This is a genomic window from Streptomyces virginiae (assembly GCF_041432505.1).
Taxonomy (GTDB): Bacteria; Actinomycetota; Actinomycetes; order Streptomycetales; family Streptomycetaceae; genus Streptomyces; species Streptomyces virginiae_A.
The window spans coordinates 203,499-217,519 of record NZ_CP107871.1 but is presented as its reverse complement, the minus strand read 5'-3'; the positions used below and the strand labels follow the sequence as shown (position 1 = coordinate 217,519).

Genomic DNA, 14,021 nt, shown 5'->3' with positions numbered 1-14,021 from the left:
ATGGCGGGGCGGGCCCAGGGCGGACGCCGCGCAGGATCGGTGGTCCGCGTCCGCGTCCGCCTCTTCGACGCGGTGCCTGCCGAACGGGTCCGTGGCGGTGTCGAGGGACGGCCCGGAGGCGGGAGTTCCCGCGGGCGTCGGCCCGATCCGCGCTGGGGCGGCGCCGAGTTGGTTCCCGTTCTGGATCATCGGACCGAGCGTAGACCAGGTGGTCGGTGAACGGCGTGCCCTCGTCTCCAAGGAGGTGGATCACCGGCCGGGCTGGAGTCCGGACTCGATCGCCGCCCGTGGTCTACTGCTGATCGTGCCGTTGCTGATGCTGGATCTCGACAACACGTTGGTCGACCGTGACGCCGCGTTCCGCGACGCTGTCACCGCGTTCCTCGCTGAGCATCACCTGCCCGCCACGGATGTGACGTGGGTGATGGCAGTGGACGCCGGCGGGTATACGGCCCGTCCCGACGTCGCCGTGGCCATGAACGACCGGTTCCGGGGCAGGGTGCCGGCCACGGCCGTCCAAGCTCTGCTCGACCGTGGCGGCGCTGATCACGTCGTGCTGACGGATGTTGCCCGCGAAGCCTTGAGCAGGGCGTCGGCCGACGGCTGGGCCTGTGTGATCGTCACCAACGGCCGCACCGTCCAACAGGAGGCCAAGATCTTCCGTACCGGACTGGACCGGCTCGTCCAGGGCTGGGTGATCTCGGAGAAGGTCGGCTTCAAGAAGCCCGACCCGAAGATCTTCCACGCTGCCGCCGACGCCGTCGGGGTACCCCTCGTCGGGGCGTGGGTCATCGGCGACTCCGCGCATGCCGACATCGCCGGCGCCGACGCGCTCGGGCTCCGAAGCATCTGGGTGTCGAACGGCCGGGCATGGGAGCAGGCTTCCTCCCGCCCCACTCACATCACCGAGGACTTCGCCACGGCGATCGACCGCCTCATCAGCACGGCGGAATAGGGCAGGACCTTCACGCCCGGTGCCTGTCGGGGCGCTGGTGTCGGGTGTCGGGGAGAGCCTGGTGGAATGGGTGTTCCCGTGTCTTCTGCCCACTTCCGCTCTCATGTCGCAGGTCCGCGTGCGGGCAAGGAGCGGTGCTTGTTGGTGGTGGTGCCTGCCGGGTGAGTACGGTCTGTTCATGTACTTCTACGGTTCGGGGCAGCGGCGGGGGCATGTCCTCCTGATAGCCGGAGATGCCGTCGTGCGGCGCCGCACGGTGCAGTTGGCGCCGAGCGCGAATCTCGCGGCTCTCGCGATGGTGCCGGCTTCGGTGTTGCTTGGCGGTGAGCTTCCCACGGACACGGTGTGCCTGGACGGGGCCCGTGATCCGAACACGGTTCTGACACGGCTGCGTTCGGCGGCTGCGACGCCGGGTCCGTTGCTGGTCTACCTGTCGGGCCGGCTCACCGCGGATCGGCGCGGCCGGTTGTATCTGGCGTTGGCGGGGACGACGCGATCGGCCGTCCGTTACACGGCCTTGCCGTGGGAGTGGTTGGGCGGTGAGCTGCGCGGGCGTCCGGCGGGGGTGACGACGGTGCTCGTCGATCTGGTCGCGGACGGGGACGCGTGGCCGGTGCTGCGGGAGTGCGGGGGGCTGCCCGTGTCCGCGGGTACGGAGGTCTACGGGGTGGTGTGTCCGCCGGGTTTCGCCGCGGGTGACGGTGCGGTCAGCGGGTACACCCGCCATTGGATCGAGCAGTTGCGTCGTGGTCCGGCCCGGCCGGCCGATGTGCAGTTGCATGCCCTCGCGGCGGGGGCCGCGGGCCTTCCACCGGGCGCTCTGGTCCTACCGACCGCCCACGAGCTGAGCATGCGCCCGGCCCCGCCGACGCCCGACCCGTACCGGCCGAGCGGGCAGCGGTGGCCGGCGAACGGGAACGGGCCGGACTCCACCCCGAACGCCGGTGCGATTCCTGCCCCAGCTGGCGGGTCGCTGCTCGGAGGGGTGTCGGGCGGGGTGTCGGGTGGGGATCCGCGGCCGCACATCCATGCGTTGGCGACGGCGGGTCGCCATCGCGAGGCGGCGGCTCTCGCGCGAGCCTGGGAGGAGCACGTGCAGCACACGTACGGGTCCTCCTCGGTGGAGGCGGTCGAGTGGGCGGAGATCCGGGCGGATCTCGCGCGGATGGCCGGTGACTTCCCGTTGGCCACGGGGTTGTGGATCGGGGCGTGCCGGGCCCGGTTGGCCGGTCAGGGCGTGGCAGACCCGGAGGTCCATGCGGCTGCTGCGGGCGCTTTGTACTGTTGGACCCAGCTCAAGGACCGGGCGTCCGTGGTGGAGTCGGGTCCCGAACTGGTCGCCGTGTTGCGGGCCTTGCCCGCGCTCGACCCCCGTTTCCTACGGTTGACGCAGGCACGCCTGGACGCCTCGCGTGCGCCGAGTCTGCCCCGGGCCGTCCGTACCTGAGCACAGGGACCGGCCAGGACCGGCGTGGTCGGACCGGGAGGCCGGTCACGCCCCACGCCGGTCCCGGCCGTGCAGGTCATGGTTGGCGGGTGAGGCTGGTGGGTGCGCCGGTGGATTGGCTGCCTTCGATTTCGAGGGTGAGTCGGTCGGTGTCGGCCTTGGTCAGTACGTAGAGGTTGCCCCGGGGGCACTGGATCGCGGCGGAGGGGTCGGTGGGGTGGCTGGTGGCGGCTTCGAACACAGCGTTGTCGCCACGGACCTGTCGTAGTTGGAGGGCTTCGGTGCACCCGAGGTTCTGTCCGCTGACGGTCTCGTGGACGATGCTGACCTGGCGCCCGACGAGTTCGCCCACCGCCCCGCCGTTGAGGGTGACGGTGACCGTGAACTGACCGGTCCTGGCTCGGGACACGCCGTCCGCGTCCGGCGTTCCGGGTCCGACGCCCGTCCACGTACCGGCCCATGTGGCGGGCAGCGCCCCCACCGCCCCCGTCGACTGCGCGGGGGTGCTCGGTGCGGGTGTTCCGCGCCCGCCGTCCCCGCCGTCCCCATCGCCGTTCCCGCCCTGAAGCGCTCCGGGGAGCCATAGCGCGAGTGCGATGGCTGCGGCGACGGCGGCCGCGCCCGCTGCGGCCCCGGCCGTCCGCGAGCGCAGGACCGCCCGTCCGCTCCCGCGCCTGGGGGCCGGGGCGGGGGAGTACGCCGGGGTGGCGGCGCCCGCGGGCATCCCCGCCCCGGCCGACGGCAGCGGAAGGGGTGGTGGCGGTGGCAGCGGCACAGGAGCGTGGGTGGGTGCGGGGGGAGCGCTGTGGTCCGTCCCGGTGGTGTTCGGGAGGGTGAGGAGTCGGTGGAGTTCGGTCGCCCGGCGGTCGGTTTCGGCCACCAGGCTCTGCGGTGCGGTCGATCGCCAGGCCGGTTCGGGGCCGTCGCCGAGGCGGGCTGCGATCTCTTGCGGGTCGGGGCGTTGTCGCGGGTCCTTGGCGAGGCAGTCCTGGAGCAGGGCGCGTAGTGGCTCGGGTACGCCTTCGAGTCGCGGTTCGTCGTGCACGATCCGATACAGGAGGGCGGGGAGATCGAGTTCCTCGCCCTGGCCGAGGAAAGGGCTGCGGCCGGTCGCCGCGTACACGAGGACCGCGGCGAGGGAGAACACGTCGGCCGCAGCTCCGGCGATCGTGCCGGTGGCCTGCTCGGGTGCGAGGAAGCCGGGTGTGCCGATGACCGTGCCCGTGCGGGTGTGTCGCGGGTCGTGGACGGTGCGGGCGATTCCGAAATCGATGAGGAAGGGACGTTCAGCACCGAGAAGCACATTCGCGGGCTTGATGTCACGGTGGACGACGTCGGCGGCGCGCACACTCACCAGTGCCGCGGACAGTTCCTGCCCCAGACGTCGGACGGCGGGTGCATCCAGCGGGCCCCAGCCGTGCACCCAGTCCGCCAGGGACGGAGCGGGTACGTATTCGGTCGCCAGCCATTGCGGGGACGCCCCGGGCGGGCTGAAGTCCACCACCGACACCGTCCACGGGGACCGCACCCGGTCGCTGGTGCGTATCTCGCGGTCGAAGCGTTCGGCGAAGTCCGCGTCCCGGCTGAGTTCCCGGTGAACGGTCTTGAGGGCGAGTGCCCGTCCGGAGGCCGTTCGGGCGAGGAACACCTCGCCCATGCCACCCGACCCGAGCCGCGCCAGCAGACGGTACCCGCCGATCTCCGACGGGTCTCCGGGCCGCAATGACTCCATCAGTTCCCCCTGCCCCCGCAGCCCTTGCCGGCCCGCACCGTGCGGACCGCCCTCAGAGCCGCCGTGATGGACCCTAAGGGACGGACCTGCGCCCCGCCCGCCCCGGGGGAGCACGGCAGGCCGGCACGGCAAGCCCCCCTTCCCTCCTCCCGCCCACCTGCCGGCGCGCGCACCCGGCCCGCCCGCGGTACCTCGGCGTGCGGGACGCCCACCCCGGCCACCTCGGGCACACCGCGCGCTCGGGTACGGGCGCGCCTTCCGCAGATTCCGGATGCGGTGACGCCGACCGTGCCGGTCGCGATCACCGGCGGCAGCCCCCGACCGGCCGGAGTGCATCTCTACGGCCTGGGGTACCGTCCCGAGCCCCGGGACCGGGGCAGCCGGACACCGCGGGAACCGGAGAACGATGCCGGCCTGCCGGGGCCGGACGTCGGCTCCGTTTCCGCAGGCGGTACCCTCCGGCGCAGCGGAAAGGGCAGGGTGTTCCGCGCCACCTCGGCCGTGCGAATCGGCCACGTCAGGGAGGTTCCACCGCATGAACCCGTATCTGCGTACCCCCACTGCTCTGACCGCGCTCGCGCTCGTCGCCACTCTCGCCGCCTGCGGCACCACCGAGGAGGGCAAGGCGAGCAGTAGCAACAGTGTCACGATCGGCCTGCTGCTCCCCGAGAACGAGACCGCGCGGTACGAGAAGTTCGACAAGCCGCTCATGGAGAAGAAGGTCTCCCTGCTGACCCTCGGCAAGGGCAAGGTGGTCTACGCCAACGCGATGGGGGACGCGGCCAAGCAGAACGCCCAGGCCGACGCGATGATCGAGAGCAAGGTCGATGTCCTGGTCGTCGACGCGGTGGACTCCAAGGCGATCGCCGGCGCGGTGACGAAGGCCAAGGCGGCGGGCATCCCGGTCGTCGCCTACGACCGCCTGGCCGAGGGCCCGGTCGATGCGTACGTCTCCTTCGACAACGAGGACATCGGCCGCCTCCAGGGCAAGACCCTGCTGGATTCCCTGGGCGAGAGAGCCAGAAACGGGAAGATAGTCATGATGCACGGCGCCCTCACCGACCCCAACGCCGCCCGCTACAAGGCCGGCGCCCGCGCCGTCCTCGAAGGCAAGGTGACCGTCGGCAAGGAGTACGACACCGCCGAGTGGAAGCGGGAGAACGCGAGCGCCAACATGACGGCGGCGATCTCCGCACTCGGCAAGGACAAGATCGTCGGCGTCTACTCCGCCAACGACGGCATGGCCGGGGGCATCATCGCCGCCCTCAAGGCCGCCGGTGTGTCCCCCCTGCCGCCGGTCACCGGTCAGGACACCGAACTCGCCGCAGTGCAGCGCATCGTCGTGGGCGAGCAGTTCATGAGCGTCTACAAGCCCTACTCCCGTGAGGCCGAGTCCGCGGCCGAGATCGCCGTCCTTCTCGCGCAGGGCGAGAAGATCGACGGAATCATCAACCAGGTGGTCAGCAGCCCCACCACCAAGCGAGTCCCCGCCGTCCTCATCCTCGGCGTGTCCGTGACCCGCGACAACATCAGGACCACCCTGGTCCTCGACAACGTCTACACCGTCGACGAGATCTGCACCCCGGCCCTCAAGGCCGCTTGCGACGGGATCGGCCTGGAATAGGACGGAAGCCCCGGCAGGGCCCGTCGCGGCCTGCCAAGGCCTTCACGGCCGTGGGTGGGGCGCCGGGTACGGATGTGTGGGTTGAGCCGGTGGCATGTCCGCGCGGGGTGCAGGCGTGCGACTGTCGCCGCCGGCCTGCACGTTCCCGTCACCGCCGGACCTGGACGGAGGTCGACATCGTTGTCATCGAGGCCTGTGCTGCGTGATACTGCTGCATCCTCCAAAGGAGCGCGGAGTCCTCGTAGGGATCCGGCATCCGCTCCACCAGGCAGAGGAAGACGTGACCGCAGATTTCGCGTTCGGTCTCCGCGACCCAGGCCAACCGGTGGCCGTCGCTGAGCCGGTCGCGGATCCCCCGCTCGGCCCCTTCCAGGGGCCGAGCGGGGGTCGGTGGTCGCCCTTAGTGGTCCTCTTGCTTGAACATCCAGCGGAGTTCGGCCAGGCGGTCCGCATCGACGGGCCGGGCGGCGCGCACGGTGAAGTCGGTGGTCATGAGGCGATCTGATTGCCGTGCCGCTGACCACCCTTCGTTTGATGGCCGCGACGAGGACGGTGGCTTCGTAGCGGTCGCCGAGCACCTGGCGGCGGCCGGCCCAGGGCATCCCGTCGGCGGGGTGCGGTTCGCCTCGGAGCGGGGGAGCCGCGGCCTGCCCAGTGGCGTGCAGCCCGGCGACGTACGCCCTGGTGCTCCGCCCGTCCTGACCGCCGGGCTCCGCAAGGGCACGCAGCGACACCCGCGCGGCGCGGGCCAGCCTGCGGAGAGCGCCGGCCGGCGCCCCGGGGCCCGGGGTACACAGCTGGCTCCGTGCTCTCGACAGCCACCGAGTTCGCCGCGCCCCACAGGGCACGGTCTTCTCACGGATGCATGAACCGGCCCGCAGGCAGGTCGTGCAGATCAACACCTCGTGCCGTCCACCCACGCCCGATCCCACGACCGCGTCATGCACCCCGGTCCACAGCCGGACGGCCTGGTTGTCGTCAGCCTCGGCAACCGCGTGAGCGACAAGCCCCATGGCCGGCCACCGTCCCCACCCGGGCCAGAGCCTCAGACGTCTGCCGGATCACCGCCATGTCCTCGACGTAGGCCCACCAGCGCCTCCGGGGGTGGCCGCGTCAGGCGTAGCGGTGGCGTGGTGCGTGCGGGTCTTCCCAGCGGTCGGCGTGGGGGAGGCCGAGCAGGCGTGCGGCGTGCCGGAGTTCGGCGGATGCGCCGGTGGCGCGGAGGCGTGCGGGGGCCTCGCGAGCGAGCCAGGCGGTCAGTTCGGTCCGTACGGCTTCCGTTTCCTCCTCCGACCAGACGAACCACGAACGCCACGGGAGTGCGTCCTCCAGGAGGTCCCATTCCCACTTGTCGATCATGTCGGTGAGGTGTCGGTCGGCGACCGGGTGGCGCAGGTCGTCCCAGACCGCCAGCCAGGGGCCGATGTCGGCGGAGGCCTCGGCGCACAGCGGGAGGAGTTCGTGCACGGGGACCGCGGGGTCCGGGGTGAGGAGGGCGTGGGCCCACCAGGCGTGCAGGAACTCCCGTACTGCCGCGCTCTGCGGCGCGGGCCACTGCTGCCATGCGGCGCGGTGGAACGAGATGCCGACCTTGTCGATGTCGTAGGCGTAGGCGCCGAGGCCGCCGGTCAGTACGCGGGCGAACTGCGGCAGGACGCGACGCAGCACGGCGCCGTGGTCGCTCCAGTCGGGCGCGCTCCAGGTGCGGTGCAGGAGGTCGAGGTCGAGTTCCGTGTCGGGGAGCTTCAGCAGGGCGAGCTCCTCCGGGCTGCCCCAGTGGCACTCGCACTGGGCCTCGTCGGCCCGCGCGGTCATCCCGCGGAAGGTGACGGCCAGCCGGTCCAATACCCGGTCGAGCCGTGCGCGGTCGGCCGGGGCGGCGCCATGGCCGAGTTCGGGTACGGGTACGGGTACGGGTACGGTCATGGTCGCTGGTGCCTCGCCGGGACTCCGGGCCGCTCGGGCCCGAAGAGCGCGACTCTACCCGTACGCGGATCGGCCGTGACGCGGGGGACCGTACGTCCGCCGCTTCTCCGCGTGCGATCTATGGATTGCCTCGCCGGTCGCCACCCGGACCGCACCTGGGGCGAGCGGATCCGTGAACCGGTGCGGCCCGACGTGCTCATCCACGACTTCGCCGTGGGCCGGCTCGGAGCGTGCCAGGGCCGATGACCTCTACGAACTGGTCAGCGAGCGACAGGGCCGGTCCCTGATCATCACCGGCAACCGGGCGCCCAGCGACTGGTACCCGCTCTTCCCCCACCCCCATCGTCGCGGAATCGCTACTGGACCGGCGGATCAACACCAGCCATCAGGCCATCATGAACGGGTCCAGCTTCCGGCCCGACAAGCGCCCGTAGAACTCCGGCGGAAGTGGCGTGAAGGCCTGACGGCCACCGGGCCCGTGAGTCAGTTGTTCGGCAGGTAGGCGTCCTGAGACTGAGGATCCCATAGGACCAGCCGGTACCTCTCGGCGAGTTCCTCGATCGCCTTGATCGCGGCGTCACTCTTGGAGGAGAAGCTCAGGTTCATGATCACGTGGTCGACGCCGACTGTCAGCGGCGTCGACATCCAGGGCGAGTCCGCTGAATGGGGCGGGTGGTCCGGGAACTGCGAGCGCAACCGCTCATAGAACCCGACTATCCGCTCATCGAGGTCACGGTCGGCGTGATTGACGGAGGTGCACCGCTCGAACATCGCACGCGCTGCCGCGGCGTCAGCCGACGCGTCCATCGCCAGAACCGCAAGATCGAAACTCATGGGGATCATTCTCTACCCTCCTCCGCGAGAGACTTCCGTCGGCGACCGGGAAGCTGCGTGCCGTTTGACCTGGGGAATCATGTGACCGTCCACACGGAGTCCGTTTCCAGCTCAAGGGGGCTTGGGAGGACGACCATCGCGGTCGTGTCCGACGGCTGCCGGTGCGCACTCCGGTGGATGATCTCCACGACGAGCTACGGACGGCAGCTGGAGCGGCGGGTGTGCGCACGGCCGCTGCCCGTGCCCTTCGCCGGAAGGTGGTCGGGCTGTCTCCGACACATGCCCCCGCATGCATAGCGGGGGTACTCATGGGCGAAGTGCCGGCGCAGCTCCTGGCGGTCGCTCACCAGGAGTTGGTGAAGCCCGTCGACCCTGTACTGGCTGTGCGTACCCGCGGCGTCGATGCCGATTTCTGAGTTTCGGGCGGTCGAAACCACCGGAACCACCGGCGGCACGCGACTGGCCCGGCGAGAGTCCCACCGGGGCTGAACCGGACGCGCGTCATGCTCCCGGATGCCTTCGGGCGGGGTCCGGCGGAGTCCGCCAGGGCGGCGGCCAGGCGACATCCGACCGTGTTTCCCCGGAGGGCAGGTCAAGACTGGCTCGCGCGAGTTCGAGGTACTCCTGGCGGGCGGTCCGATATTCCGCGAACGCCGTGTCCCATGCTCCGGCGTCCGCGGGGATCAGACCCCGGGCCAGCCACTCGAGATGCCACAGAGAGTGGTTCACCCGGACCGTGGCGGCGTTGGTCGCCGCGTCGCCCAACAGCCAGAGCCCTTCGCTCAGAGCCGAGCGATGGCTCTCAGCCTCTCCCAGCTCGTCGAGCAGCTCATCGGTGGGTTCCAACGGGGCGGACCCCGTCGCGATCCCGCGGAAGACAGCGATGCGCAGGTAGCGATGCGCCAATGCCTTGACCGCGTGGCCGTACTCGGCATAGGCGTTCAGCCGCCGCTCGTCCCAGCGGACCGACTGCTGCCGACGCCACCGGGTGCGCTCGTTCGCACTGCTGACCAGATACGACGTTGCGGCACCCACGACGACACCGACGAGGGGGAGTGCTTCGCTGATCGAGCTCATTGACTTCCCTTCAGTGCAGGAGAGGCGCCTACATGGTGAGAACGCCCCCGACGGCTGAAGACAGCGACAAGCTCCTGGTCGACGGATTCCCCGAAGGCGCGCCGCGCCGCCGCCGGCCTGAGAGGGAACACCGTGGCCAGGATCGAGCGGTTGTGGCGGTGTGGCGGGACCGGGCCAAACAGACCGCCGGTGAGCGGCTCACCAGCGTCGAGGTCGACCGGCTGTACGCGATACGGGACGCGCAGGGTGCGTTCGGACCCGGTAGAACACCCGACGTTCCCGGCGCATGGACGGCCTCCAGAACTTGGGCTCCCGCTGCGCAGGAGACGCCGACGAGCCGGAGCCGACCGACCCCTACGGGCAAGTGGTACCCGACGCCACTGCCTTTCATCCGCGGTCGTCCCGGCCGCAACGACCCTTCCCCGGAGGCGACAGCCCGATGCCGGAATCCGCGGACGAGCGACGTGCGGCCCGATGCCTGCGGCGCGGACACCGGAGCCCATGACCTCGGACGGCGGCGCACCCCTCGCCTTCTAGTGCTCCGTGTCCGGCTCCGAAGCCCGGGCGTCGGCCCGTACGAGGTTGTGTTCCAGGCGTTCCAGGACGGCGAGGGCATCGGCGCGCTCCTCGTCCGAGAAGCCGGTGGCCGAGATGTCCTCGAGTTGGATCCAGACCCGCTCCACCTCCTGGCGCAGGGCGTGGCTGGCCGCCGTCGGTTCGATGAGCGAGGCGCGCTTGTCGGTGGGCGAGGGGCGGCGCCGGACGAAGCCGGCCTGTTCGAGGCGACGGACCGTACGGGTCATCGTCGCGGCGTCGGAGTCCATCAGACGCACCAGGTCGATCTGGCGCTGGGGACCGAGTTCCCAGAGGTGCATCATGACCAGTTCCTGGCCCGGGTGCAGACCGATGCGGCGCAGTAGCTGTCCCGCGAACATGCGGTGCAGTCGGGCCAGCCGGAAGATCGCATGACTGATCGGTCCGCCTGCGGCCGCACCGGGGACCGGCACGGTGGCTTCCCGTTCCGTCACGCCTGCATCCCGCTCGGCCTCGGATGTGGACTCGGCCATCTCTTCCCCACTCTCCTGTTTGGACAGGAGAACTCTACCTTCATCCGGGTCCATCGGTAGGGGTTCCGCTCATCAGATGGCGCATATGGACAGGTAGAGGGTGCTGCACGCCTCACTTGCCAGGCAGCGGAAAGCGGGTTTACTGTTCAGACAGGTAATTTACTTGTTCGGACAGTAAACAGCTCGCGTGGGTCACGGCGCGCCCAGCCCGCAGAGCGCCACCCACCCCGAGGGAGAGACCATGACCACCGCTTTCGATCCGATCGTCCTGGGCGGCACGCGCCTCGCGAACCGAGTCGTGATGGCGCCGATGACACGCAGCCGCGCCCACGGCCCGGGCGCGGAGCCGACCGAGCTGATGGCGACCTACTACGCGCAGCGGGCCGGCGCCGGGCTGATCGTCACCGAGGGTGTCCAGCCCTCACCCGTGGGCCAGGGCTACCCCGACACCCCCGGCCTGCACACGCCGGGCCAGGTGCGGGCCTGGCGGACGGTGACCGACGCCGTGCACCACGAGGGAGGGGTGATCTTCGCGCAGCTGATGCACACCGGGCGGATCGGCCACCCCAGCCTGCTGCCCGACGGGCTGACGCCGGTGGGGCCCTCGGCGGTCGCCGCCCAGGGGCGGGTCTACACCCACCAGGGTCCGCAGGACTTCGTCACGCCGAAGGAGTTGAGCGAGGCGGAGATCCGGCAGACCGTCGCCGACTTCGCGACCGCGGCGCACCACGCTGTCGAGGCCGGATTCGACGGCGTGGAGATCCACGGCGCCAACGGCTACCTGATCCACCAATTCCTCGCGGACAACACCAACCACCGCACCGACGCCTGGGGCGGCTCCACCGAAGGTCGGATCCGCTTCGCCGTCGAGGTCGTCACCGCCGTGGCCGAGGCGATCGGCGGTCGGCGGGTCGGTCTGCGTATCTCGCCCGGGAACCGCTACAACGACATCGGCGAGGACAACCCGGGCGAGGTCTACGAGGCCCTGCTCGGCCGGCTCGCGGGTCTGGACCTCGCCTATCTGCACCTGATGGAGGGCCCCGACTCCGCACTGACCCCCCGGCTGCGCAAGGAATGGCCCGGCACGTTCATCCTCAACCCGTTCACCCACCCCGACGTCACCGGCCTCGACGCGCTCGATCTGATCGAGGACGGGACCGCGGACATGGTGGCCTACGGGGCACTGTTCCTCGCCAACCCCGACCTGCCCCGGCGCCTCGCCGCCCGGGGTCCGTTCAACACCCCGGACCAGGCCACCTTCTACGGCGGCGACCACCGCGGCTACACCGACTACCCCACCCTCACCGCTTGAGCGGCGGCCCCACCTGCGGGGCCCTCACCTGGGAGTTCCTGATGACCAAAGCGATCACCTTCTCCGAGTACGGCACCCCCGAGGTGCTCCGACTGTCGGAGATCACCGCACCGGAGCCCGGCCCGGGCCAGGTCCGGATCCGAGTACGCGCCGCCTCCGTCAACCCGCTCGACATGAAGATCCGCTCCGGCCTGATGGCCGGTGCCGTCCCGGCCCGTTTCCCCGTGGTCCCCGGACTGGACGCGGCCGGTGTCGTCGACGCGGTCGGCGAGGGAGCCGACGCGGCCGTGGGCGATGAGGTCCTCGGCGCCACCGCGGGCGGCAGCTACAGCGAGTACGCACTGCTCGAGCGGCCGGTGGCCAAGCCCGCAGCACTGTCCTGGGAGGTCGCGGCATCGCTGGTGACCGTCGGCCGGACCGCGTCCCGTGTCCTCGCCCAGCTGGGCGTGCGCAAGGGGCAGACCCTCCTCGTCCATGGCGCCGGCGGCAGCGTGGGCATCATCGCGGCGCAGCTGGCCGTCACCCGCGGCATCACCGTCGTCGCGACGGTCGGCGAACACGACGTCGAGCGGGTCACCGCCCTCGGCGCCACCGCCGTCCGCTACGGCGACGGCTGGCCGCAGCGGGTGAAGGCCGCGGCACCCCAGGGAGTCGACTTCGTCCTCGACGCCTCCGGCGCCGGTGTCCTCGCCGACTCCGTCGCCCTGACCGGCGACAGCGCACACGTCATCACCATCGCCGACATGTCCGCCGCACAACACGGCGTCCGCTTCAGCGCCGGCAGCACCGACTCGACCGAGGACGCTCTGCCGCAGCTGGTCGAACTGGCCGCCGACGGCACCCTCACCCTGCCCATCTGGCGGACCTACCCGCTCGAGGCGGCCGCCACCGCGCACACCGACCTGGAAGCCCACCGCAACCGCGGCAAGGCCGTCCTGCTGCCCTGACCTCCCACCTCCCACCTCCCATGCTGCCGCCTCGTGCTGCTCACACGGGCGAGGCGGCCCCGGGGCCACAATCCTCCATCCCCGGATCCGATCCGTGCGCCCCACCGAACGACACACCGCCACACCGGCACCGCAGAGGATCCGCCGGCGGCCCGAGCACCGCACGACCTGACCCCCACACCCGCAGATTGGAACACCCATGTCCGCACGCACCTTGCCCGAAGCCACCTTCGCCCGCACCGTTCTCGGCTCCGGCTCCGGCTCCGGCCCCGGTCTCGCGCTCGCCCACGGCGCCGGCAGCAGCGTGGCCGGCACCTACGGACCGATCCTGGAGGGCCTGGCCGCCCACCACACCGTCGTCGGCATCGACTACCCCGGCAGCGGGGACACCCCCCGCTCCACCACGCCGCTGTCGCTGGACGACCTGGCCGACCAGCTCGTCGCCGCCGCCGTCGCCGAAGGCCTGGACACCTTCGCGCTGTCCGGCTATTCCCTCGGTGGTCCCGTCGCCATCCGCGCGGCAGCCCGCCACCCCGAACGCGTCACCGCCCTCGTGCTGACCGCGACCTTCCCCTACCGGGACAACCACCTCGCTCTCGCCCTGCCGATCTGGCGCAAGCTGGCCGAGTCGGGCAACCGCGAAGTGCTGGCCGAGTACCTGACGATGATGGCCCTGGGCGCCGACGCACTGGAGGCGATGCCGGCCGAGCAGCTCCAGCAGGCAATAGGGTTCACCGCCGCGAGCGTCGCCGACGGCACCCCCGAGCACGCCGAATTGGCCCCCCGGGTCGATGTCCGCGACGACCTGCCGCACATCAAGGCACCCACCCTGGTCATCTCCACCACCCAGGACCGGTTCACCTCCACCCGCCTGCACCGCCAACTCGCCGACACCATCCCCGGCGCCCAGCTCGTGGAGATCCACACCGGCCACCTGCCCATGGTGGAACGCCCCGAGGAATGGCAGAAGCTCATCACCACCTTCCTCGCCCGACACAGCGCCTGAGCAGAACGCGTCGAACGCCTGCATCGCGCCCAGCGCCTGTGCGCGGAGCCACGCCACCAGGCTGGTGCCGAGATGCGGATCCGGGGATCGGCGG

General features: G+C 71.0%; 11 protein-coding genes and 1 pseudogene. 7 read left to right on the top strand and 5 right to left on the bottom strand.

The window, feature by feature from the left end; genetic code table 11:
* Positions 1-208: 208 nt before the first annotated feature.
* Together OG624_RS00985 and OG624_RS00980 are read left to right on the top strand one after the other, a co-directional pair.
* The gene (locus tag OG624_RS00985; RefSeq protein ID WP_371638875.1) at positions 209-955 is read left to right on the top strand and encodes an HAD family hydrolase; all 747 of its coding nucleotides are present in this window, start codon (positions 209-211) and stop codon (positions 953-955) included.
* A gap of 178 nt (positions 956-1,133) precedes the next feature.
* Positions 1,134-2,402, top strand: a complete 1,269-nt coding sequence (locus tag OG624_RS00980) for a hypothetical protein (RefSeq protein WP_371591922.1) — start codon at positions 1,134-1,136, stop codon at positions 2,400-2,402.
* A 76-nt stretch (positions 2,403-2,478) separates the two neighbouring features.
* Here OG624_RS00980 and OG624_RS00975 read toward each other — a convergent pair whose 3' ends face one another.
* Positions 2,479-4,134: a serine/threonine-protein kinase gene (locus OG624_RS00975; RefSeq protein WP_371638874.1), complete on the bottom strand. Its 1,656-nt coding sequence runs from the start codon at positions 4,132-4,134 to the stop codon at positions 2,479-2,481.
* A gap of 535 nt (positions 4,135-4,669) precedes the next feature.
* Between OG624_RS00975 and OG624_RS00970 the strand changes: the two genes are divergently transcribed.
* Positions 4,670-5,758: a sugar ABC transporter substrate-binding protein gene (locus OG624_RS00970; RefSeq protein ID WP_033225555.1), complete on the top strand. Its 1,089-nt coding sequence runs from the start codon at positions 4,670-4,672 to the stop codon at positions 5,756-5,758.
* A 1,113-nt stretch (positions 5,759-6,871) separates the two neighbouring features.
* Here OG624_RS00970 and OG624_RS00965 read toward each other — a convergent pair.
* On the bottom strand, positions 6,872-7,684 hold the full coding sequence (locus OG624_RS00965; RefSeq protein WP_371638873.1) for a hypothetical protein: 813 nt from the start codon (positions 7,682-7,684) through the stop codon (positions 6,872-6,874).
* A 129-nt stretch (positions 7,685-7,813) separates the two neighbouring features.
* Between OG624_RS00965 and OG624_RS43505 the strand changes: the two are divergent.
* A pseudogene (locus OG624_RS43505) lies at positions 7,814-8,118 on the top strand (ATP-binding protein); the annotation flags it as partial.
* Positions 8,119-8,167: 49 nt separating this feature from the next.
* Here the strand turns inward: OG624_RS43505 and OG624_RS00960 are convergent.
* The 3 genes from OG624_RS00960 to OG624_RS00950 form a co-directional block, all read right to left on the bottom strand.
* The gene (locus OG624_RS00960) at positions 8,168-8,518 is read right to left on the bottom strand and encodes a hypothetical protein (protein ID WP_371638872.1); all 351 of its coding nucleotides are present in this window, start codon (positions 8,516-8,518) and stop codon (positions 8,168-8,170) included.
* A 501-nt stretch (positions 8,519-9,019) separates the two neighbouring features.
* Entirely contained in the window at positions 9,020-9,595 is a 576-nt protein-coding gene (locus tag OG624_RS00955) for a hypothetical protein (RefSeq protein ID WP_051763839.1), read from the bottom strand.
* A gap of 533 nt (positions 9,596-10,128) precedes the next feature.
* The gene (locus OG624_RS00950) at positions 10,129-10,662 is read right to left on the bottom strand and encodes a MarR family winged helix-turn-helix transcriptional regulator (protein ID WP_033225558.1); all 534 of its coding nucleotides are present in this window, start codon (positions 10,660-10,662) and stop codon (positions 10,129-10,131) included.
* Positions 10,663-10,903: 241 nt separating this feature from the next.
* Between OG624_RS00950 and OG624_RS00945 the strand changes: the two genes are divergently transcribed.
* The 3 genes from OG624_RS00945 (at position 10,904) to OG624_RS00935 (ending at position 13,927) form a co-directional block, all read left to right on the top strand.
* Positions 10,904-11,974 carry an alkene reductase gene (locus OG624_RS00945; protein WP_371638871.1) on the top strand — a complete coding sequence of 357 codons (1,071 nt, stop codon included), beginning with the start codon at positions 10,904-10,906 and terminating at the stop codon, positions 11,972-11,974.
* Positions 11,975-12,015: 41 nt separating this feature from the next.
* Complete coding sequence (locus OG624_RS00940; RefSeq protein ID WP_033225562.1) at positions 12,016-12,921, top strand: NADP-dependent oxidoreductase; 906 nt, start codon at positions 12,016-12,018, stop codon at positions 12,919-12,921.
* Positions 12,922-13,120: 199 nt separating this feature from the next.
* Entirely contained in the window at positions 13,121-13,927 is an 807-nt protein-coding gene (locus OG624_RS00935) for an alpha/beta fold hydrolase (RefSeq protein ID WP_371638870.1), read from the top strand.
* Positions 13,928-14,021: the final 94 nt, after the last annotated feature.